This window comes from Anaeropeptidivorans aminofermentans, from assembly GCF_940670685.1.
GTDB lineage: Bacteria > Bacillota > Clostridia > Lachnospirales > UBA5962 > Anaeropeptidivorans > Anaeropeptidivorans aminofermentans.
In genome coordinates this window covers 831,622-853,953 of the sequence record NZ_OW711693.1, presented here as the reverse complement: position 1 = coordinate 853,953, position 22,332 = coordinate 831,622, and the positions used below count along the sequence as shown (strand labels likewise).

19 protein-coding genes are annotated in these 22,332 nt (G+C 38.3%); 2 read left to right on the top strand and 17 right to left on the bottom strand.

Features of this window, described 5'->3' with window-relative positions; genetic code table 11:
- Positions 1-306: 306 nt before the first annotated feature.
- Positions 307-3,057 (bottom strand): hybrid sensor histidine kinase/response regulator, encoded by a 2,751-nt coding sequence (locus tag NBX03_RS03465; RefSeq protein ID WP_250229386.1) that lies wholly within the window; start codon positions 3,055-3,057, stop codon positions 307-309.
- Between the two features lie 590 nt (positions 3,058-3,647).
- Between NBX03_RS03465 and NBX03_RS03460 the strand changes: the two genes are divergently transcribed.
- Positions 3,648-4,853, top strand: a complete 1,206-nt coding sequence (locus NBX03_RS03460; RefSeq protein ID WP_250229385.1) for an FIST N-terminal domain-containing protein — start codon at positions 3,648-3,650, stop codon at positions 4,851-4,853.
- Between the two features lie 391 nt (positions 4,854-5,244).
- Complete coding sequence (locus NBX03_RS03455) at positions 5,245-6,504, top strand: Glu/Leu/Phe/Val family dehydrogenase (RefSeq protein ID WP_250229384.1); 1,260 nt, start codon at positions 5,245-5,247, stop codon at positions 6,502-6,504.
- A gap of 175 nt (positions 6,505-6,679) precedes the next feature.
- Here the strand turns inward: NBX03_RS03455 and NBX03_RS03450 are convergent, their stop codons facing one another.
- The 16 genes from NBX03_RS03450 to fliR all read right to left on the bottom strand — a co-directional run bounded on the left by NBX03_RS03450 (position 6,680) and on the right by fliR (position 22,326).
- Complete coding sequence (locus tag NBX03_RS03450; RefSeq protein WP_250229383.1) at positions 6,680-7,867, bottom strand: S41 family peptidase; 1,188 nt, start codon at positions 7,865-7,867, stop codon at positions 6,680-6,682.
- A 483-nt stretch (positions 7,868-8,350) separates the two neighbouring features.
- Positions 8,351-8,878: an endolytic transglycosylase MltG gene (locus NBX03_RS03445; protein ID WP_250229382.1), complete on the bottom strand. Its 528-nt coding sequence runs from the start codon at positions 8,876-8,878 to the stop codon at positions 8,351-8,353.
- On the bottom strand, positions 8,868-9,359 hold the full coding sequence (locus NBX03_RS03440) for a DUF6115 domain-containing protein (protein WP_250229381.1): 492 nt from the start codon (positions 9,357-9,359) through the stop codon (positions 8,868-8,870). Before NBX03_RS03440 ends, NBX03_RS03445 begins: the two co-directional genes overlap by 11 nt.
- A 12-nt stretch (positions 9,360-9,371) precedes the next feature.
- Positions 9,372-9,683 (bottom strand): hypothetical protein, encoded by a 312-nt coding sequence (locus NBX03_RS03435; RefSeq protein ID WP_250229380.1) that lies wholly within the window; start codon positions 9,681-9,683, stop codon positions 9,372-9,374.
- 21 nt (positions 9,684-9,704) lie between these two features.
- The gene (locus NBX03_RS03430) at positions 9,705-11,111 is read right to left on the bottom strand and encodes a FapA family protein (protein ID WP_250229379.1); all 1,407 of its coding nucleotides are present in this window, start codon (positions 11,109-11,111) and stop codon (positions 9,705-9,707) included.
- 70 nt (positions 11,112-11,181) lie between these two features.
- Positions 11,182-12,618, bottom strand: coding sequence for a DUF342 domain-containing protein (locus tag NBX03_RS03425; RefSeq protein WP_250229378.1), 1,437 nt, complete (start codon positions 12,616-12,618; stop codon positions 11,182-11,184).
- Positions 12,619-12,892: 274 nt separating this feature from the next.
- Positions 12,893-13,648 (bottom strand): FliA/WhiG family RNA polymerase sigma factor, encoded by a 756-nt coding sequence (locus NBX03_RS03420; RefSeq protein WP_250229377.1) that lies wholly within the window; start codon positions 13,646-13,648, stop codon positions 12,893-12,895.
- Between the two features lie 83 nt (positions 13,649-13,731).
- A complete protein-coding gene (locus tag NBX03_RS03415; RefSeq protein ID WP_250229376.1) occupies positions 13,732-14,091 on the bottom strand; it encodes a hypothetical protein in 360 nt (119 codons plus the stop codon).
- An 84-nt stretch (positions 14,092-14,175) separates the two neighbouring features.
- Complete coding sequence (locus NBX03_RS03410; RefSeq protein ID WP_250229375.1) at positions 14,176-14,661, bottom strand: chemotaxis protein CheD; 486 nt, start codon at positions 14,659-14,661, stop codon at positions 14,176-14,178.
- Between the two features lies 1 nt (position 14,662).
- Positions 14,663-15,286, bottom strand: a complete 624-nt coding sequence (locus tag NBX03_RS03405) for a chemotaxis protein CheC (protein WP_250229374.1) — start codon at positions 15,284-15,286, stop codon at positions 14,663-14,665.
- A 208-nt stretch (positions 15,287-15,494) separates the two neighbouring features.
- Complete coding sequence (locus tag NBX03_RS03400) at positions 15,495-16,166, bottom strand: flagellar brake protein (protein ID WP_250229373.1); 672 nt, start codon at positions 16,164-16,166, stop codon at positions 15,495-15,497.
- A 44-nt stretch (positions 16,167-16,210) separates the two neighbouring features.
- Positions 16,211-17,098 carry a MinD/ParA family protein gene (locus tag NBX03_RS03395; RefSeq protein ID WP_250229372.1) on the bottom strand — a complete coding sequence of 296 codons (888 nt, stop codon included), beginning with the start codon at positions 17,096-17,098 and terminating at the stop codon, positions 16,211-16,213.
- The gene (flhF, locus tag NBX03_RS03390) at positions 17,079-18,275 is read right to left on the bottom strand and encodes a flagellar biosynthesis protein FlhF (RefSeq protein ID WP_250229371.1); all 1,197 of its coding nucleotides are present in this window, start codon (positions 18,273-18,275) and stop codon (positions 17,079-17,081) included. The genes NBX03_RS03395 and flhF overlap by 20 nt, the downstream gene beginning before the upstream one ends.
- On the bottom strand, positions 18,276-20,324 hold the full coding sequence (gene flhA, locus NBX03_RS03385) for a flagellar biosynthesis protein FlhA (RefSeq protein ID WP_267134869.1): 2,049 nt from the start codon (positions 20,322-20,324) through the stop codon (positions 18,276-18,278).
- Positions 20,325-20,341: 17 nt separating this feature from the next.
- Positions 20,342-21,514, bottom strand: coding sequence for a flagellar biosynthesis protein FlhB (gene flhB, locus NBX03_RS03380; RefSeq protein ID WP_250229370.1), 1,173 nt, complete (start codon positions 21,512-21,514; stop codon positions 20,342-20,344).
- Complete coding sequence (gene fliR, locus NBX03_RS03375) at positions 21,514-22,326, bottom strand: flagellar biosynthetic protein FliR (protein WP_250229369.1); 813 nt, start codon at positions 22,324-22,326, stop codon at positions 21,514-21,516. The genes flhB and fliR overlap by 1 nt, the downstream gene beginning before the upstream one ends.
- Positions 22,327-22,332 lie beyond the last annotated feature (6 nt).

Below are 22,332 nucleotides of genomic sequence, written 5' to 3'. Positions count from 1 at the left end.
TGTCAAACAAATCTACAGCAATTAATTAAAGTAAATTTCTTGTAAAGAAGTAACAACGCCTATTCCCTAAAGAATAAAATTTGGATTTATTCACATAAATCCTGCTCCGCTACTGCCTACTTTGAGCCCTAGCTCCCCTTTCCCTAAGGCATATCTTTTTATGCTACTCAAATATAGATTTCTATAGAAAACGATATATTTTGAGTCAAAGTAAATATACGGTTTTATTACTATTTAACTTTAAATTTACTATAATAAAACTTCCGTGCTTTTTGATTTATTTGCTTTATTGTATTATTCATGCAATTATTTTAAATCCTCTTCAAATCCTTCATGAATTACTCTGTTTATTAAATAAATTGCGTTGTCATAATCATATAATTCTATTAAATCACTGATTTCTCTTATGAAGTGCTGTCTTTCGACGGAAGAACACTGCTCTGAAATAGTTTTGAGCTTTTCAATCGCCGATAAATTATCGAGGTCTTCTATGGCTTGCATAATCTCTTCAAGGCTTTTTATATAAAGGGCCTCCGGCATTTCAGGACCCTTATCCTTAGAAAGGGTATAGCTTGGCATCACAAGCTCCAGCTTCTGATTGAGCATATTCAAATCGTCAAGAAAGCTCTTAACGTGCTCGTTCACATAGAAAATATTCATTTCCTTTGCAGCAATCTCAAGATTTCTGGCAATTAAAGACATGTCCTTTGCGCCTATGTTGGCAAGGGCGCTTTTGATTCCGTGGACGTCTGCCACAAAGCTTCCCCAGTCTTCCTCTGTCCAAAAATTCTGAATTCTCTTTATTTTTGAAGGAAGGTATTTGGCAAAATTATCAAGCACATTCAGGTAAATAACTTCGTTTCCGTTAAAATTATTAATGGCGTCTCCTACTCTTATGCCCATGTCTTCAAAAACCTTTATTCTTTTTATAACACCAAGATATTTAGGGGGATTTATTTCTTCTTCTGCTGTTTTTTCTTTACTGAAGAAAATATTGTCATTATCGACCCATTTAAGCAGAATTTTATCAAGCTCCGATATTTCTATAGGTTTACTTATAAAATCATTTAAGCCGTTTTCCAGAAAAAAGCTTTTCATTCCCGTTATGGCATTTGCCGTAAGAGCAATAATAGGGATGGTGGCGTTATATTCGTCTATCTGGCGTATGAGATTGGCGGCTTCGATTCCGTCCATGGAAGGCATCATATGGTCCATAAATATAATATCAAATCTTGCATTCATACAAGCCCGAATCGCAAGGCTTCCGCTGTTTACCTCCAATACGTCAAATCCGTAATGGCGGAGAATCTCTCCGCTGACCATTAGATTTATTTCATTATCGTCTACAATAAGCGCAGACGTGTTTTTCACTGAAAAATTACCTATTCTACCGTTATGCAATGTATTCCCCTGCGATTTCATAATATCATCATAATTAATTGCTCTTGCAAGCTCTGTTACAAGTAAAGGCTCGAATAAAGTACTTATATTGGGGTAGGACGGCTGCCCCGATGCAAGCCTGAAATTCTTTACGGCTATTAGCTTTGTATTCATAAGCTTTCTTTGATGCTTCTCAATTATTTTTGAAGCGAAAGAATAGTTATAAATACAATGGGTATATTGGCCGCTATTTATAAGCCTTTCAAAATTTTTAGGGCCGCTGCAGCAGTCAAAGGTCAGAAATACCCTTTGGAGCATTTCCTTATAGCATTCATGGGTATAGCCTTTTCCCACGAGAAGAACTTTCTTGCCTTCAGGATTTTTAACCTCTGCAATAGGCTCTGCATTTATTATGGCCTGGCTTATTTCAATACTGAATATGCTGCCTTTGCCGTATTGGCTTTCAACAGATATTTCTCCGTTCATAAGGCTAAGAAGCTGCTTACTGATGGCAAGGCCAAGACCCGTACCGAGAATTTCCCTGTTGGTATAGAGGTCCAGCTGGCTGAAGGCTTTAAAAAGCTTACTTACTTCATTTTCTCTAATGCCTATGCCCGTATCTTCTATTTCAAAAAGGAGCTTTACACTGTCTCCTTCCTTTTTCCCCTTTACAGAAAGCTTCACATAGCCTTTATGGGTATATTTAACGGCATTGGAAAGTATATTCAAAAGCACCTGTCTAAGCCTTACATCATCCCCCTTTAAAACCGACGGGAGCCCCGGGTCTATATCCGTTACAAAATCAAGCCCCTTATCGGACGCCTGCAGGCCTATTATATTGGTCACATCTCTCAGAAAAGACGGCAAATCATATGTAACGCTTAATATTTCTACTTTATTTGCATCTATTTTTGAAAAATCAAGAATATCGTTTATTATTTTAAGAAGGCTGTTTACAGCATTTACGATATTGTTTGCATAGTCGCTTTGGGTCTTATCAAGCCTTGTCATAAGCATAAGCTCGCTTAATCCCTTTATGGCATTCATCGGCGTACGTATTTCATGGCTCATATTGGCAAGAAAGGTGCTTTTTGCCATGGAAGCTTCCTCCGCTCTTTCCTTTGCGGATATTAGCTCACTTATATCGTTCATGATGAAAACGATGCCTTTATTCTTTTTATATTCGTCGATTACGGGGGTTATGGTGATTTGAGCAATAGAATATCCTCCATCTAAAAAAGGGATCCTGTCCTGATAAAATACCGGTACTTCTTCTGTGAAAACCTGTTCGCATATATGCAGGGTTTTAGAAACCCACGATGAAAGAAATGCCCTGCTGAAAACCTGCTCAAAGGGAAGCTCATTAAGCTCTTTTAAATCTGTGAAATTAAGAACGGGAACACATACATTTGTCCCTAAAACGAATTTAAGACTTTCATTAAAAAGCAAAATAATGCTGGGGCAATTTTCAAGAAGGAGCTTGTTATAGAGATATTGGAGATTTTTTTCTTTCTCGTTAAAAACCCTGAGCTTTTCGGCATTTTCATTTATAATAGCTAAAAATCTGTTATCTCTTTCAAGCCTTGATATCTTCCTTTTAAGCCGCACATTCTCTGCCTTTATCTCCTCATAGTCCCCATGATCCCCGGCACTATGAGAAGGAAGCCCAAACTCCATATCTACACCTCCCGGCAAACCCTTATATTATGTAATTTAAACTTTCTATTTTCGATGATTAAAAAGAATATGCAAAATATTCCATAATTGATTATTCAAGATGAACCGGAAGATAATACTATGCCTTTCCATTTTTATGAAAAAACATTTCAAATAGATGCTTGGCTTCATGAGTTTAAGTTATATTATAATATTTTTAAAAGATAAGCGCAATATTGCTTTTAAAATTATAAAACTACATTAAAAGTGAAATTTAATTTGAAAATATGCTATATTTTAAAATATAATATTGAAATTTTGATTATTTTCTTCTAACTTTCCAGTATTATAAATTGTGCTTTTAAGAAATTTAACTTATTGGTATATTTACGTCTAATTTACTTCTCCTTTTTTGTAATTATAATCAGTTATGTAGTCTATTTACTTTTATGACCCTATAAATATCTGATTGAAGAAGATATAAACATGAAATAAGAAAAAATCAAATTGCAATGCTATGGTTTTATATAAATTCAAGTATAATACAGAATTATTTAATTTTACCTCAAATCATTTTATAAAGTGAACGATATAAGTTGTATTGGGGTGATATGGTGAAATCATTTAACGCATTTACATATGAGCTTGACGATATTAATAAAGCGGCAGACGAGCTGTATAATCAAATTTATAATGGCACTGAGCTTAAAAAAAACACCGTCGGTATTTTATTAAGCGATTATGATATTGATAAGTTCTCTCTTGCTAAAAAAATAAATGAAAAGTTTGATTTTGAAATAATCGGAAGCACCACCGTAGGAATCATTGACAAAGTCAAAGGCTATGACGAATTGTGTATTTGTTTGACTGTGCTTACTTCCGACACCTGCTCTTTCCATGTGGAGCTGTCTGGAAAAATAGACCATAAAAATATAAATCGTGAAATTGAAAGCTGCTATTTAAGAGGAGAAAAAGCTCTGGGAAAACGCGCCAAGATGATATTTGCAATTCCCTGCTTTAAAGAAAATATATTAATAGATAAATATATTGAAGCTCTGTCTCTTGCATCCTTTAACATCCCTACTTTCGGGGGAATGCCCACCGGTGGCCGCGGAAGACAGGGAATGCTTTTTCTAAAAGGCGGCGCCTATGACGACAGGCTTGCAATCCTTCTGATTGCAGGCAATATAAATCCTATTTTTATCTCGGATTACAGCCTTTTAAACGTAGGCGGCCAGAAAAGAACCATTACCAAAGCAAAAGATAATGTCATTTATGCTCTGGGAGATATGACATTTATAGAATATATAAAAAATATAGGCATTTCCCTTCATTCTTCAGCGGATAAGGAAAAAAACATGAAATTTATTCCCACCCCTCTTTTAATAGAAAGCACAAGAAACGGTGAAAAATATCAGTATTTGAGAACCATAATAGGCATAGATGAAAAAACAGGATGCGGTATTTCCATTGGCAGCATCGAGGAAGGAGCCGTCGCAAATGTGGGTTTTCTAAGAAAAAGCGATATTACGGCGTCCTTTTCTACTGCTATAGATAATCTTATAAAAAAGATAAAGGAAAATGAAGAAGCGTATGGCTGCACCTATTCTACAATTCTTTGTATATCCTGCTTTTCAAGATATTTTGTTATGTCGCCGAATTATCATATGGAAGGAGATTTGGCTAAAGAAAAGCTTCGATGCCTAGGGCTTAATTTTACGGCATTTTATTTTTTCGGCGAAATATCGCCCCGCAATTTCAGCGGCTACATCAGAAACACATATAATAATGGCACTATTTGCTTATGTGCATTTTAAACATACCTTTTAATTATTTGTTAGTAATGTTCATCAGTAAAAAGGGCTGAAAACTGCCTCGTTTTATTTTTTTCAATTTTATTTTAAGTGAAAAGGGCATTTTGACAATTGAAAATACTAAAAAATGAATTATCTCTTTATGCAAAATTCACTTTCGAAAATTAAAAGATTAACAAATTAATCATGATAAAGATTATGAAAATTTATATAAAATTAAGTGAAACTTTAAATTGTGTGAATTTCAAAATATAATGTATAGCAAAAAGTTCAGAAATACTGGGCTATAAAATGGCTTGATTGTTTATATTGGACAGGTTATAATATTAGGAGTAAAGAAAGTCTTAGTGTTATGATTAGAATAAGATTAAAATTAAAAACAAGGAGATTGGACATGGAAAAAGTTTATAATCCTTATGAGGACTTGCTTACGATCATCGACAGCGTTGCCGGCATGCTCGGCTATGAGGAAAGCGATTACAGCGTAATCCGTTATCCTGAAAGAGAGCTTAAGGTATCTGTTCCCGTTGAGATGGACGATGGTACGATTAAGGTATTTGAAGGCTACAGGGTTCATTATTCTACACTCAGAGGTCCTGCTAAAGGCGGTATCAGATACCATCAGGACGTTAATGCGGAAGAAGTTAAGGCTCTTGCCGGTTGGATGGCATTTAAATGTGCCGTTGTTAATGTTCCTTACGGCGGCGGAAAGGGCGGCGTTAAAGTTGACCCTACAAAATTGTCACAGAAGGAAATCAATAGACTTACACGCCGTTACACAGCAATGATCCTTCCTATTATAGGACCGGAGATAGATATTCCTGCGCCAGACGTTGGAACAAACGCAGACGTTATGGCTGTTATCATGGATACATATTCAATGTTTAAAGGCCACAGTGTTCCAGGCGTAGTTACTGGAAAGCCTATTCAGCTTGGCGGTTCTCTCGGCAGAACAGAAGCTACAGGCCGCGGCGTTATGATTGCCACAAGAGAAATTCTTAAGAAACTCCATATGGAGCCTAAGGGAACACCTACAGTTATTCAGGGTATGGGTAACGTTGGTTCTCAGACAGCAAGACTCCTTAATGAACTTGGCTTAAAAATCATCGCTGTAAGTGACGTTTCCACAGGTATCTACAAAGAAGACGGTCTTAATATTCCTGAAATTCTTGACTTCCTCTCTGTAAGAGGCACTCTTCTTAAAGATTATAAGGGCGAAGGAATTAAGTTTATCAGCAATAAAGAGCTTCTTGAGCTTGAAACCGTTGTTCTTATTCCTGCTGCTTTGGAAAATCAGATTAACGAAGCTAACGCTAACGACATTAAAGCGAAAATTATTGTTGAAGCTGCCAACGGCCCTGTTGCTGTTTCCGCAGACCCAATTTTAAAAGACAGAGGCATTCTCGTTGTTCCTGATATCCTTGCAAACTCAGGCGGCGTTGTTGTTTCTTATTTCGAATGGGTTCAAAACATTCAGTCTCTTGCATGGGAAGTTGAAAACGTTAATGCAGAGCTTGAAAAGGTTATGGTTAAGGCCTTTGAAGAAGTTTACGCTAAGTCTCTTGAAAAGAACACTACCTTAAGGAACTCCGCTTACATGGTTGCTCTTGAGAGAATCGTAAATGCGAAAAAGGTTAGAGGTATTTTCCCCTAAAAAGTAATTTTCTATAAAATTAACAGGGAATAAAGCAAAAGCTTTATTCCCTGTTTTTTATATAAATAGAAGTCAATAAAAACTATTTTATAGTAAATTTATTATGAAGAAGCAGTAAAAGCCTGCATGAATATACGGCTTTGCTACTGTTTAACTTTAAATTTACTATATACATCTACTGCTTTAAAAGCTCAACTGCCTTTTGAAGCTGTATATCTTCATCAAATTCTAAAGAGCCTGCTCTGTTGGAAAGCTCCTGATTCATAGGAACAACATAATCCGGGGTAACGCCCTCACCGTGAATGGAGATTCCCTTAGGTGAATAATATCTTGCGGTAGTAAGCTTTATGGCGCTTCCGTCTTTCAGCGGATAGAGGCTTTGAACAACGCCTTTTCCAAAGGTCTGCTCCCCTACGATAGCGCCTACGCCGTAATCCTTTATAGCCCCTGCAAGAACCTCGGAAGCCGATGCGCTGTTGCCGTTTACTAAAAGCACAAGGGGAATATCAAGATATTGGGAATCTGAATTCCGATATTCTTTATTTCCGTTTTTATCCTCTGTATAAACGATTATTCCTTCTGGAACAAGTTCATCGGATATTTTAGCAACTTCTTCTAAAATCCCTCCGGGATTATTTCTCACATCAATAATAAGACCATTCATATTCTGGGATTTAAGGTCTTCAAGGGCATGTTTAAACTGGTCGTAGGTCACGCCTTCAAAACCTGAAATCCTTATATATCCCATACTATCAGGAAGCATTTCATAACTTACCGTAGGAACTGTTATTTTTTCCCGGGTAAGCTCCACGTCAAAAAGGCTGTTATCGGTTTTTCTGTATACGGTAAGATTTACTTTGGTGCCTTCCTTGCCCTTCATCATAGCAACTACGGAATCAACACCGGCGTTTCTTATATCAAGACCGTTTACTTCCGTTATAATATCGCCTGCCAGGATGCCGGCCTTTGCCGCCGGAGAACCGTCATAAGGCGATATTACAAGAACCCTTCCATCATCGGAATCGCTTACTACAGCGCCGATACCGGCATAAATGCCTGAGGTCTGCTCCATAAATTTATTAAAGGTTTCTTTATCCATATAAGATGAATATCTGTCTCCCAGGCCGTAAACATAACCCATATACATGCCTTCCTCAAGCTCGTTTTCATCATAATCTTCTACATAAAAATTGTTAATATAATTATGTATTTCATCTATTTTCTTTTTTGAAACCTCCTGAGATAAAACCTCATTTTCTTTAAAGAGCACAGGGACCACAGACGTAGCAAAGATATTGGCTAAAATAACAAGAACTACTCCGGCAATCATTCCCTGTAAAAATTTTGATCTGTTTCCTTCCATAAAAGGCCTCCCAATAGAGTGAAATAATTAAATATTCTGTTGGTGTACCTAAAAAGGCCAAAAAAAGTTAGCCTGTTTTCAGATACCGCCTAAAGAATATAATATAATTTTATTCAATATATCAATTATTATAACCTGTTAAAAATAAAAAAGCCATAAATAAAAACTTATACACAGAACAAACGTATAAAAGCGTTTGTCCTGTTGCCAAAATAAAACTTTGGCGATACATGCAGGAAGATTTACAAATCTTGCTCCGTTTTTTCATACGTTTGTCGCAGCTTATAGTAAATTTCACTGAAGGATGTAATAAAAATCTATTTTTCATAAACGGCTTAAACATGTAAAATCCTTATGTTTAAGCCATTCAAAATATACGATTTTTATTACTGTTTCATTTGAAATTTACTATATACAGCAAAGCAAAGATAAAAAATAATACAGGCATATGCCTGTATTATTCTATAGTGAGCGAAGTATATATCATCTCTTTTTAGTAAGCGCATATAAGACATCTTCATATTTCATATTTTTATAAAGCTCAAATTCACCGGCTCGAAGCCTTGTGGTCTTTTGGCTTTCAAGAACAAATTTAGTAAAGGCTTCTGCATCATCTACGATGCCTTTTTCATATAAAAGATTGGATATTTGCTGAGTGCTGTCGCCTGAGTAAATGGTTAATTTTACTGTTTCTTTCGGCTCTTCCTGAGAACTTTCCTTTATGCCTTCTTTGCTGTCCTTCTCTTGAAGCCCAAGTGCCAGTGCCCGTTCAATTATTTCCTCATCGGAAAGGGTGTTTTTAATTTCATCCCCTTTTACAGGCAGCTCCTTAATAAAAATCATACCCATTTTTCTTGCTCTTTCTTCTATCTGAGCGTCTGTAAGCGCCACTTCCTGAGTTAATGTCTTTGTTTCTGGCGCAGGCTTAAAAATAAGGGTCCCTGCATAAAATATTGCGGAAATAATCATTATGCCTACGCCAAGGCCTAAAGTAAAGCTCCTAAGGTGCATATTCATTATCCTTTCCTAATTCCAGAATAAGGGCAACCTCACCTTGGCCCATATTAAGCTTCTTAGCGATATCCCCTGTGCTTAATCCCGATTTTTTAAGAGAATATATTTCTTCATATCGGGGATTATGGGTAAAATAAGTCTTCGGGGGGGAAGCTTCCTTTGATTTTGTAGGGATTTTTTTATAATCATCTCCGGCATAGGCGTCAAATTCCGGTATTGTAAGCTTTTTTTCCTTTTCTTCAATAAGATTATATAAATAAATAAGCTCCTGATATTTGCCGTTTATTTCTTCAATAACCCCTTGAGAAAGCCTGTGTAAATCTTCAGCTGCTTCGTCCGCTTCCTCCATATATCTGGATAAGCTTTCCGTATCAGTGCTTTTTTCCTTTTCAGAGCCTTCGGACCTAATTTTAAAAAGGGAATATAAAGTTAATGTAATTCCTGTTAACATTGATATAAAAATCAATATATCAAGCATTATCCACCTCTGTTATATGCTTATATCGTAAAGACTGGTACTGGAACCTTGAGATTTTTTGCCGGTTTCCTTCTTTTTATCTTTGGAATCCTTCTTTTGCTTTTTCTGGCTGTTCCTGTCTTTATTTCTTCCGTCTTTATCTATCTTATTATGCTCGGTTTTTTGAGTATTAATAATTTGGCTGTTCTCCTGCTTGACCTGCTTTTGAAGCTCCTGGGAAAACACCTGCTGCGCCTCGTCTCCTCTGCCTGTTAATTGGCCTACTTTTGCTACCTCAGAGCTTCTCGGTATGGAAACTTGAAAATCAACCGGTTTTATAGACATGATAATTCCTCCCTTCAAAAGCTAAATAGACAAAAGCTTAATATGCCCGTCTTCGTTTACGACAATGGCCCCGTAGACACTGTCTCTTATATTCATTACGGCATTTCCTATCTGAAGGCTTACGCCCGAATGTATTATCTGCCTTGCATATATTCTGCCGCTGTGTTTATATTTATCAAGATCACTTCTAAGCGCAATAAGCTCTGTCTGAAGCTCGTCAATTCTATTTTTTAGCCTTTGAGCCTCGTAAAGAGTATTAATATAGGATTTCTTTTTTGCAGCCGGAAGAAGATTGACATCCTTAATTTTATTAACCCCCGAAATAACCGTTGAAATTTCTTCAAAATGTTTCTTCAGGTCTAAAAGCTCTTCCGCACGAGTCTTATATTTATCAAATAACTCAACATCAATACCTACTTTAATATCTGTACTTGTGGACATGGGAGAGCCTATGATATTAACGTCTATTTCTTTTCTTACAATGATCTTTCCGCCTACGAGAATACCCTTTTTGCCTTTCAGCTCAAGGCTTCCGTCGCATTTTATATTAGAGTGCATTATACCGTCTGAATAAATATTTCCCTGGGCATAAACGTCAGCATTTTTTATAAGCATACAGCTTACATTTCCCTTTGCCTCAATGTAAGATTTATTCATTCCGATGATTTCTTTACCGACTTTTATATTGCCGCCGCTTACGACTTCTCCGCCTTCTATAAACCCTCTGATATCAATATTTCCCGTGGCATGCACTTTAAAACCTGAAAGTACATTTCCATGGATTACTACGGAACCATTGAAATTTATATTTCCCGTGGCATTATTCACATCGCCTTTTATTTCAACAAATTCCATGATGCTTACGATTCCGTTTATGTATAATATCTGGCCGCTTTCAGAAGCAATAAGCTCCGTGCCGTCTTTGGAAACTACTGTATTACGGCCCTTGGGAAGCCTTGGGGCGGCCTTTCCATGGGGCCTTCTTAACTCTCTTCCATATACATCTTTCCCGTTTATGCCTTTTGTAGGAGGGGTAATCCTTGCAAGAAGAGTTCCTTTTTCCACATATTCTATAAGACCTAAATTCTTATAGTCTACAGTGCCGTCACTTGCTACTTTAGGCGCATAGTTTTTTTCTCCTGTGTTAAAAAAACACTCCAGCTTTCCGTCTTCTCCTTCTGCCCCTTCATAGCCTTTGGCTATTTCATAGAACTTATTATATTCCCTCTGGCCTTCCGAAAGCCTTTCCACAAGCTCCTGATCGATGCCGTAGGTAACTTTGCTTTCGTTTATTATAGTGATTATATCCTTCTTTTCTAGTTGTCTGCCTCCTTTTTCACTAGGATAAAAAATAGCCGTAGCACTCATTCTATCCTCACTGACATTAATAATCAGTCTTTCATCAACAGGGAACATAAAGCTTTGCATCAAATCACCCGCCTTGTCATCAAAAGGTCAACGTCTCCATACCGCCGGAAAGTATAATAATACACTACACTTACTGGTGTTTAATTACTATTTTATTGTTTTCATTGGTAATTCTGCATTTTTTAATAGAATCCCTTATATACATGACAGAATTGCCTACTTGAATCTTTACTCCGCCGTGGATAATCTCTTTTACTAAGATTTCTCCTGAATTTTTTTCATTATCCAAAGCTTCTTTTATTTTTACGGCTTCCGCCGATAATTCCGATATTTTTTGCTGAGTATATTTTAAGGAATGCACAAAGCCGTAATAGGTTTTCTTTCTCTCTTCCGAAAGTTCCATAAGCCCGTTTCTTTTGAATACGCCGATGCTTTTAGCATATTCTTCGGCCTTTTCTTTAAGCTCTGTAAGGTTATGAGTAATATCCATATATTTTGTATAAAGCACAGGATTAAGGCCTACCACAACTTCTGTAGGAGCCGCCATAGCAGAGCCTATAATGTCTGAACTGATAAATTTATGAACCACGGCAGTTCCGCCGGATAGAATAGTCTTAGGACCGCAAAGCTCAATGCTTCCACCGCAGCTTACTTTACAGCGGAGGATACTGTCGGAGTAAATGCTTCCCCCTGTATTAATCTCCGCCCCAGATAAGAATTTAGCGCTTAAATTGCCCTTAGCAGAAATAACTGTATTTTTCTTGCCTTGGATTCCTCCGCTTACAGTAATATCCCCTTCTGCTATAAGGCTTTTTCCTTCAAAGGTTCCGAAAATCTCTATGTTTCCGCCGGACCTTACCTCGTAGTCCATTGCCACATTGCCCTTTATCTTAACAGAGCCTACAAAATTTATATTTCCTGTGGAAGGGCCTATGTCAGAATTTATCTCAAGCACCTCAGAGATGTTTATTCTTCTGCCCATATATAATATTTCTCCGCTTTTAGAAGCAATAAGCTGATTATTATCATCAGAGATAAACGTATTTCTTCCTGCAATCAGCTGCGGGGCTACTTTGCCCTTTTTATAGGCAATCGCCCTGCCATATACGTCTATTCCTTCTTTTCCAGGAACAGGGTCTATCCTTTTTGCGAGGACCTGCCCTTTTACGGCATTTTCTACGTAATTCAGATTCCTGTAATCGGCTCTTCCGTCTTCAGTTATTGCAGGCTTATAGTCCTTTTTATGATAATTAAATAAAACTTCTATATAACCGTCGTATTCGTCAAGGGGAAACACCCCTTCCGCAACTAAATACTTCAGGGAATAATCTTTTTTTTCAAGGGCTGACTGAACCGCCCTGCGATTGATTCTCACAATATTTCTTTTCGTAAGAAAAGCAAGTACTTCTTCTTCTGAAAGACATCTGCCCTCCTTTTCAGGCGGTGTGAAATAAATATAGCATTTCATGGCGTCCTCAGATACGTCAATAAATATTTCTTCATCTTTTACAAAAAGGGCAGCTTCAGAAGATATCCTTAAATATTTTCTTTCCTTGCCCGAATCCATAAGCTTAATTAATGTATCGTCGTTAAGCTTTATATTTGTTATACCATTTCTATATAGCTCTGAAAGTATTGTGTTTTTAAGGGAGTCTATATCTGGAAATTCACCGTCCAGAAGTAAAAAAGTCTCTCCTTTTATGATGTTAATTTCAGCTTTTATGTGAATAACCTCCCAGCAAACTTAACAAACAGATTTCATAATGAATACGGCCAATTTGCCTTCTCCTGATGATATGGTAAAGCAAGCCTTTATGAGATTTAAAAGCAAAAAGGCCCTGTCACATATAGAGTATAGACTTATGCTTTCCTAGTTTTGCCTGAAGCCTCAACACAGCCTTTGAATGTATCTGGGATATTCTCGATTCGGATACACCCATAATACAGCTGATTTCCTTTAGGGTCAAATCTTCAAAATAATAAAGGGTTATAACCTTTTTCTCTCTGTCAGATAATTTATCGATAGCATCCACAAGCATTTTCTTGATTTCTTTTTTGTCGTACTGGCTTTCGGGAGTATCCGTATCAGAATTTCTATGCGAAAGGCTTTCCTCATGATTTTGATTCAAATAATCATCCAAGGAAACCAAGGATAAAATAGAGGTTTTTCTGATAAGCTCTCTTGTTTCGTCTATTGATATATCAAGCTTTTCCGATAATTCCTCTTCGGTAGGCTCCCTTCCGTACTGAAGCTCCAGCTCCTGAAGGGCCTGTTCAAGCTGCTTATTTTTCTGCCTTAATGTTCTTGGAACCCAATCTAGCTTTCGTATATTATCTATAATAGCCCCTCTTATTCTAAGGGAAGCGTAAGTTTCAAATTTAACGCCCTTGCCGTAGTCAAATTTATCTATGGCGTCTATAAGGCCGAATATTCCATAGCTTGCCAAATCTTCGTATTCAACTTTATGGCCTAAATGCACGCTTAATCGCCCTGCTACATACTTAACAAGGGGTGCGTATTCTATTATCAGCTGTTCCTTCAGGGCGCTGTCTTTAGTTTTGGCATAAGCCGACCAAATCTTATCATTCTTGTCCACAAAAGCACCACCTAAGAGAATAATTATATTCCTGACGATCACAAAGCCAATCGTTTAACACAGACTTGTCCACAAAACAAGGCCTATTTATCCCCATCATAGGATAAGCTTTCAAGGGGCTCTTCTTCCTCTATCAAGGAATCATCTTCCAAATTATCCGCGTTTGCTGTAAAGTCTGTCATATTCATGTCATACAAAGGGTCAGTGCCTTCTAAAGTTTCATCATCAAGTTCATTGCCAGCAGTATCTGATTTTCCTTCATAAAAAACCTTTTTATCCAGATAAACCTTTAAGATGGTGGATAAAACAAAGCTTATGACCATTACAATCAATAGGCTTCTTATGGTTTTAAAGGCGTGAAATTCTGCTGCAAAGGAATAGATTATCGTAATGATACCTGTAAGCGTACTTACTATAATAGGGAATTTTTTACCAATATCCATAATGTACCTCTATCTCTATACAGTGAATCCTTTCTGCTTATGAGTTTTATTAAGCATAAAATTCACAGGGGATTTTTAACTGATTTACAAGATTTTAGTTCCATGCTCTATGGTTTTAATGAGAAGCATACCGTCTTCAAGAAGCTCTATGGTTCTTCCGTAATTTTTGCCTGTATCCATTCCCAGAAGGGGGATTCCAAGCGCTCCCAGAACCTTAATGGCTGCCTCTGTGTTCCTGTCGCCTATTCTCATGCTTTCAACGGTAGAGTCGAAAGCAAACATCTGGGCACCGCCGGCAAGCTTTGCAACAAGATTTTTTTTATTTGCTCCGAGCTTTGTCATTTCTCTTATAAGCTCTACTACAGAGGTATCAACAAACTTTGATTTGTTCGAGTTGTTGTTGATTTTAGTACTATCGGGAAGCATCGCGTGGGCAAGGCCGCTAACTCTTGTCACTTTATCATAAAGCGCGATTCCGACACAGGAGCCAAGCCCCAAAGTTGTAAGTATAAATGGAGGCTTGGCTGCCTTTAAGTCTGCCATGCCGACAATGATTTTTTCTTTGTCCATACTATAAAACCCCTAAATTTGACATTATTATTTTAAAGGAGTCAAACTCAGGAACCAGTATAAAGTATCCGTCAACATCTGTATCGGTTGTTTTAAAAATCGTATCTATAAATAAAACCTTATCCGAAACCTTGCTGAATTCTATGGCAGGAACAGAAAGTATTGCTCCGGCCATATCAATGGCAAGGGAAGGCACAGAAGGTTTTATATCAAGGTTAAGCATAACCGATAAAGAATTTAAATATGAATTAGTCAAAATATTACCAAGTTCCTTCAGAGCCGATAGCTCTATCTCTTCTAAAGGTAAGTCCGCATCCTTATTTGATATATTAGAAAACAATTCATTAATCAGAACCTTAGCGCCCTTTTGCTCAAGGAGAAACATCATAATGCCGTTAAGACCGCCGCTTAACATTACAAGAACCCCTGCGACGTAATTTTCTGGCCCTCCTATGGCACCGGCCAAATCCGAAAGATTAAGGAATTGGACTAAAGGAACACTCATATCAACTTTTTTATCCAACATTTTAGCAAGAGAAGTAACTGCATTTCCTGAGCCTATGTTCCCAAGCTCCCGTAGTACATCAAAATGCATGCTGGTTAATATATCATAATCCTCGCTCAAAACATCACCCCTCCTAATATCAATTATTCCGTCTTTTGGCACCTTGGGAAATAAATGCCATACGGTAATTTATCATTAAATAAGATTAAAGCATATGCAAAAAACAATTCTTGCAGTTTAAATCCTGCTTTAAAATAGGTTAAACTGCTTGGAATATAGTAATTTTACTTTGCTTATTGTTTAGCTGCAGTTTTACGCAGTTTAGTTTTTATTCCTGCATTCTTCTAAGCTGCCTTTTTTGTTCTTCAAATATAAATTGTATGATTTGCTCCTGGGCAGAAGGAAGGATTCCTGAAAATTTTGCCCTATACTGGTATCTGTAATTAGATTTGGGAAAATAAAACTTCTGAACGATTTCTCCAAGGACTACGATTTCATTCGTCTTTAAATCAATGATACATTTGATAAAATCCTTTTCCTCAACGTCAAAATTAGATACAAATTTTATGCCGCCGCCGCTTATATCTTTTATTACGCCGGAGTGAAGCTCTTCTTCGCTTCCTTCCTCTTCTTCTCCGTCCTTTGAAGATTTGGCAAATTTCATTGTGAGGGCACAGGGAAGCCTATAGTAATCTCTGCGCTGAACGCTTTCGCCTTCCGATTCTAATTTAAGAAGCATGAAAGAAAATTTATCATCATAAATGTATTTTTCAACCTTACCTTCAAATTTAATAAGGCCCCCATCAGTAAAAAACAAAAATTCATAAGATAAATTCAGAGGAATTTCTATAATCTTTCCGTAGCTTATGGGCATATATACCAATACCCTTTTATCTTTTCTGACGTCTTCAACCTGGCTTACATATACTTTGCTGTTTTTATAGTCCCTTTTAAGCTGGATTTCAACTCTGTCTCCAGTTTTTATGCTCTTATACAGCATAGGCCCTTCCCCCTTCGGCGATCAAAATATAATGTTTTTATATTTTATTGCTTGAGTTTCCTTATAAAGTTTTTTATAAAGCCTTTAACGCCTCTATCCTCTTCTTCTATGCTTCTGCTTTTCGAAAGAAGGTCATCGCTTATTTTCGCAATCCTTCTTGCTACAGGAGAAGCAGGATAAGCTATAGAAACGGGAACCTGAGTTTTAACCGCCTTAACAAGATATGGATCATTGGGAAGATAGCCAAGATATTTAACGTCAATAGATAAGAATTGGCGGCAAACCCTTTCAAGCTTGCTGTAAACCTCGGTTCCTTCCTTAATTCCGTCTGTTCTGTTGACGAGGATATTGATTTCAGGAAGGCTTCTTTCCTTTTCCTTCATGGTTTTTATTATGGCGTAAGCATCTGTGATGCTTGTCGGCTCCGGTGTGGTAACAATGATGGTTTCCTTGGAAGCCAATATAAAATTTATAACCTGTTTGGAAATTCCCGCCCCCGTATCAATCAATATAATATCTGCCAAGCTATCAAGAAGGCTTAAGCTTTCTATTAAGCTGGCCACCTGACTTTCGTCCATATCTGCAAGCTGAGAAAGCCCCGAACCGCCGGATATGAATTTTATTCCCTCCGGCCCTTCCGCAAGGGCCTCTATGATTCCGCAGTTGCCTTTTATTACGTCTAAAAGCGTATATTTCGGCATTGCCCCCATAAGAACCTCTATATTGGCAAGACCGAAATCCGCATCGATTATGATAACCCTTTTACCAAGGCTTTTCATATACAAGCCAAGGTTAAGAGTGAAATTGCTTTTTCCTACGCCGCCTTTGCCGCTCGTAACGGTAATAACTCTGGCAGAAAGCTGTAATTCTTTATTCTCCTGCGCTTCCTTATTTTTCATAAGGCTTCTTAAATTATATGCCTGATCCGCCATTAAATCCGTCCCCCAGTCCAAGCAAGGCCCTTGCAAGTATTTCAGGCTCCATAAGCTCTATATCATCGGGTACATTCTGGCCCATAGTAAGATAATCAGCCTTTCTGCCTGTTTTATAGCATATGTTCAATATGGTGCCGTAGCTTAAAGTTTCGTCCCACTTGGTAAGAATAAGCCTGAAATCCGCTATTTCAGAAAACTTATTGATGATGCTTATTAAATCCTCATATTTGGTTGTTAAGCTTAAAACAAGATATTTTCTGCATGAGTCATCAAGATAGGTTAAAAGCTCTCTGATATCGTTTAGGCTTTCATCGTTTCTGTGGCTTCTTCCTGCCGTATCTATACATACTACGTCATAAATAGGGGACATTTTTTCAAGGTGGGGTTCAAGCTCCTTAGGCTCATAAACGACTCCTGTTTCTATGCCTAAGATGTCGGCATAGGTTTTCAGCTGTTCAACAGCTGCTATTCTATAGGTGTCGGAGGTTATAAGCCCTACTTTCAGCCTGTGTCTGAATATAAGATTAGCGCTTATTTTAGCTATTGTCGTTGTTTTTCCTACGCCTGTAGGCCCCATAAAAAACAGTGTTTTAGGCGTATCAGAGCCGTCTTCTGAAAAAATCGGCTGGGGCCTGCCTAAAATATTTATAATATTATTATACACTATTTTGGCAGCCAAGTTAATATTAATATTCTCTCTTTCCGACATTTGCCGTGCTTCTTCAAGAACTTCAACGGCAATTTCCGGCAAAACCCCCTGATTTGTCATGGTGTCGTAAAAGGCCTGCAAAATGCTGTTGGCATACTCTCTTTCGGCGGCACTCTTCCTCTCCGAAAGACTTAATTTATAGCTTGCCTCTTTAAGCTCCGCCTGAAGCTTTTCGATGGCCTGCTGCTGGTCGGAAATCTTTCTGTTTCTAAGCTCTTTTTCCACTAAAAGCTTATTCATTTCGTCATTCAGCCTTTCCTGCTTCATGCGAAGCTCCTTTTGCCTTTCGGCTTCCTCATCGTCAAAGGCGGCTGTAACCTCTGTTACTTTTCTTTTTAAAAATCCGAAAAGGCCACCGGGCTTTGCGGTCCTTATGCTTATAATAACAGCATTTTCCCCAAGTTCAGCCTTTGCCGCAGAGATGGCTTCTGCTTCCGAATAACCCTCATATTTTTTAAGTTTCATCTATACGCTCACCATCCCTATGGATTGTATATCAATGTTTGGCTCAAGCTCATTATAGCTTAAAACAATAAGCTCCGGCATCGTTTGCTCTATAAGGCGTTTAAAATACGTTCTTACAATAGGCGACGTTAAAATTATAGGCTGAAGCCCCATGGAAGCAAGCTTTGAAACCTGAGAATTAAGGCTGTCGAATATTTTCTGGGTCATGGAAGGGTCAAGCGCGATATAAGAGCCCTGCTCTGTCGTCTGAATATTGGACATAATCTCCTGCTCAAGCTCTGGGTCAAGGGTTATAACCGTATTCATTTCACTGTCGAAAAACTTCTGTGAAATGGCTCTTCTAAGGGCCTGCCTTACATATTCCGTAAGAAGGTCTATATCTCTTGTAACGGTGGCGTAATTTGCCAAAGTCTCTAATATGCTTACCAAATCCCTTATGGATATGGATTCCTTTAAAAGGTTTGCAAGAACCTTCTGAATATCCCCCACAGACATAAGCTTAGGCACAAGCTCGTCAATAAGGACGGGATTGCTTTCTTTCACATTTTCAATCAGTGTTTGAACGTCCTGCCTTGAAATAAGCTCATGAAGATTATCCCTGATGACTTCCGTAAGATGGGTAGCAATAATCGCCGGGGCATCTACTACCGTATATCCGTAGGCTTCCGCCCTTTCTCTCTGGCTTTCGCTTATCCATAATGCGGGAAGGCCAAGATAAGGCTCCACCGTTTCGATTCCGTCAATTTCTTCTTCCACATATCCGGGATTCATGGCCATATAATGGTCAAATAAGATATCCCCCTTGGCGACCTCAACGCCTTTTATCAGTATCCTGTATTCGTTGGGGTTGATTTTTATATCGTCTCTTAGGCGTATAATAGGAACAATGGCTCCAAGCTCCAAAGCAATTTGGCGCCTGATCATTACAACCCTGTCGAGAAGGTCTCCTCCCTGGCTGGAATCCACAAGAGGAATCAAACCGTATCCAAAAGCTAAAAGTATCGGGTCTACATTTAAAAGGCTTACGACGTTTTCCGGCCTTCTTATTTCTTCCGCTTCGTCATCGGAAGCAATGATTTCTTCGCTTACGCTCTTTATCTTATTGCTTCTGTCCATTTGATAACCGCATATGATTAAAAATATGCCGAAGGGTATGAAAAGATACGTAGGCATCGGGGTAAATATGCCGAAACCTATCATAACAAATCCGGCGATAATCAGGGCTATGGGCTGGCCAAAAAGCTGCCTGCCAAGGGCCACGCTGATCTTTTCATCGGTATTTGCCTTGGTAACCAAAAGACCCATTGCCGTTGAAATACAAAGGGCAGGAATCTGGGTTACAAGGCCGTCTCCTATGGTCATAAGGGAAAACACCTGAGCGGCTTCACCAAAGCTCATTCTCGCTCCGTCTTCACTGGCATAGCCTAAAACCCCCATGGCAATGCCGCCGATGAGGTTTATAAAGGTTATAATAAGACCTGCAATAGCATCATTTTTAACAAATTTACTGGCACCGTCCATAGCGCCGTAAAAATTAGACTCGTCCTGTATTTTCTTTCTTCTTGACCTTGCTTCGTCCTCGTCAATAAGACCTGTATTTAAGTCGGCATCGATAGCCATCTGCTTTCCGGGCATAGCATCAAGGGTAAACCTTGCAGTAACTTCCGATACCCGCTCAGAGCCTTTCGTAATAACAAGAAAGTTTACGATTACAAGAATCAGGAACATAATAAGCCCTAAAATTAGATTATTTCCGGCAACGAAATTGCCGAAGGCCTCAACGACCTTGCCTGCATAGCCTTTTCCAAGGATAAGCCTTGTTGTACTGATACTCAGAGCAAGCCTGAATATCGTTATAATCAAAAGAATCGTCGGGAAAAAGGACATTTGCAGAGGGTCATTCGAATAAAGGGCATCTAAAAGCACAATAAGAGCGATACCGATATTAATCATCAGCAAAAAGTCCATCATCTCTATGGGAAGTGGAATCATCATTATGGCTATAATCGAAATAACGGCAATACCGATTATGGCGTCTCTAGGTTTCAAGAACTGCACCCCTCTGTCTAAATCTTGTTTTTAAGCTTATATACAAAAGCAAGTATTTCCGCAACGGCCTGATAAAGCTCCGGCGGTATTTCCTTGCCTATATCAACAAGCGAGTATAGCGCTCTCGCAAGTTCTCTGTTTTCAACGATTTCAATATCTGCTTCCTTAGCCTTTTCCTTAATTCGTTGGGCTACATAGTCTACACCCTTGGCAACGACCAAAGGGGCCTTCTGCCCTTCTCTGTCATAGGAAATGGCTACGGCGTAATGGGTAGGGTTTGTTATGATTACATCTGCCGTAGGAACGGCCTGCATCATTCTTCTCATGGAAGCTTCCTGCATACGCCTTCTGATTTTACCTTTTATCTGGGGGTCTCCTTCGCTTTCCTTATATTCCTGTTTAATCTCGTATTTGGACATTTTAAGGTCCTTTTCGTGTTTAAACTTCTGATAGGAAAAATCAAGAGCCGCTATGATAAGAAACCATACCCCTACGGTGACGCCAAGGTCTGAAGCAATGCCCCCTATGTAAATGACTGACTCCATAAGGCTTAAATTGATTATATTAGGTATTGAATCCATTTCCTTGCTAAGCTTATCAATAATTACATATCCTATGATACCAAGCTTTAATATGGATTTCAGGAAGTTTACAATTGCCCTGAAGGAAAACATACGCTTTATTCCTGCGATAGGGTTAAGCTTTGAAAACTTCGGCTGCATGGGCTTTAAGGTAGGATTCCATCCGACCTGAAGGAAATTGCATATAAGCCCTACAACCAAAGCCACTAAAAGAAGCGGCAGCGCAATAATGATAATCCTTAAAAACATAAAGTTAATAAGGTCTACTGCGTATTTTACATCGGGCGCCTTGGAAAAATCCTGAATTTTATCCAGGGAAATATAAAAGACTTCCTGTATATTCTTAAATACAGAAGGCATGAAGCTCTTTATTGCTGTAAAAATAACAATATATAGAAAGGCTGTGCCGACTTCCGGACTCATGGCCACCTGCCCTTCCTCCCTTGCCTTTTTACGGCGTTTCGGGGTGGGGGCCTCGGTTTTTTCTCCGCCGGCTCCTTCTGCGAAGAAGGAAAGCCTCATTTTCAAAGTTGGTGTATGATACTCTGCTTTACTGGTATCTTTAATTTTCATAGGAGAAGGGACTTTGCTGCAATCTGTATCTGTCATTAAGGGCTCAGTCCTCCCATGATATTGATAACAGCCTTATAAGACTGCTCAAATAAATGGTCGTAAACCCCGGCAAAAACCGGGATGATATAATAAAGAATATAAAGCCCTATCAAAAGCTTTATAGGCATACCTACAACGAAAACATTCATCTGGGGCGCCGCCTTAACAAGAAGCCCTAAAGATATATCAACGATGAATATCGCTCCTACAATGGGCATGGCTATTTGAACCCCGAGAGAAAAATAATCTGTCAAAAGGCTTAGCATATAGGATGCTATGAATTTATTGCTGAAAATTTCTGCTGTTCCCACAGGGAGTACCTCAAAGCTTTTAAATATTACCCCTATAAAGGCATGGAGACCTCCTGTTCTTACAAGAAGCAGTATAATAAGCATATATAGGAAATTACCTGTAATGGGAACCTGTATTTGCGTAACAGGGTCAAAAATGCTTACCATGGAAAAGCCAATCTGATAGTCCATAAATTGGCCTGCCATAAAAAGGGTCATAAATATGGTATATACGGCAAAAGATAGCGTAAGCCCCACCATAAATTCCTTAATGAGAAGGAAAACAAGACCTGCCGTATTTGAATCATATGATATTTCCGTAACTGCTCCGCCGGAATATATCATAATCCCCAAAGGCAGAATAAAGGCTATTTTAGCGGTATTGGGTATAGTCGTTCCCGAAAAAATAGGAAGAAGGATAAAAAACCCCGTAAGCCTAACCAGAATAACCATTAAAATATCAATATTATTAAAGAAATCCGTAAAGAAAATACTGTTTACCATATACTCAAAACCCATCTCGAA

Coding starts and splice junctions, on each gene's coding strand:
- flhB (WP_250229370.1), bottom strand. CDS start 21,514: ATGACAGATACAGATTGCAGCAAAGTCCCTTCTCCTATGAAAATTAAA.
- NBX03_RS03455 (WP_250229384.1), top strand. CDS start 5,245: ATGGAAAAAGTTTATAATCCTTATGAGGACTTGCTTACGATCATCGAC.
- NBX03_RS03440 (WP_250229381.1), bottom strand. CDS start 9,359: ATGCTTGATATATTGATTTTTATATCAATGTTAACAGGAATTACATTA.
- NBX03_RS03415 (WP_250229376.1), bottom strand. CDS start 14,091: ATGGATATTGGTAAAAAATTCCCTATTATAGTAAGTACGCTTACAGGT.
- NBX03_RS03460 (WP_250229385.1), top strand. CDS start 3,648: ATGGTGAAATCATTTAACGCATTTACATATGAGCTTGACGATATTAAT.
- flhF (WP_250229371.1), bottom strand. CDS start 18,275: ATGAAACTTAAAAAATATGAGGGTTATTCGGAAGCAGAAGCCATCTCT.
- fliR (WP_250229369.1), bottom strand. CDS start 22,326: ATGGGTTTTGAGTATATGGTAAACAGTATTTTCTTTACGGATTTCTTT.
- NBX03_RS03435 (WP_250229380.1), bottom strand. CDS start 9,683: ATGTCTATAAAACCGGTTGATTTTCAAGTTTCCATACCGAGAAGCTCT.
- NBX03_RS03395 (WP_250229372.1), bottom strand. CDS start 17,098: ATGGCGGATCAGGCATATAATTTAAGAAGCCTTATGAAAAATAAGGAA.
- NBX03_RS03430 (WP_250229379.1), bottom strand. CDS start 11,111: ATGCAAAGCTTTATGTTCCCTGTTGATGAAAGACTGATTATTAATGTC.
- NBX03_RS03425 (WP_250229378.1), bottom strand. CDS start 12,618: ATGGATTCGGGCAAGGAAAGAAAATATTTAAGGATATCTTCTGAAGCT.
- NBX03_RS03465 (WP_250229386.1), bottom strand. CDS start 3,057: ATGGAGTTTGGGCTTCCTTCTCATAGTGCCGGGGATCATGGGGACTAT.
- NBX03_RS03410 (WP_250229375.1), bottom strand. CDS start 14,661: ATGGACAAAGAAAAAATCATTGTCGGCATGGCAGACTTAAAGGCAGCC.
- NBX03_RS03450 (WP_250229383.1), bottom strand. CDS start 7,867: ATGGAAGGAAACAGATCAAAATTTTTACAGGGAATGATTGCCGGAGTA.
- NBX03_RS03400 (WP_250229373.1), bottom strand. CDS start 16,166: ATGCTGTATAAGAGCATAAAAACTGGAGACAGAGTTGAAATCCAGCTT.
- NBX03_RS03445 (WP_250229382.1), bottom strand. CDS start 8,878: ATGCACCTTAGGAGCTTTACTTTAGGCCTTGGCGTAGGCATAATGATT.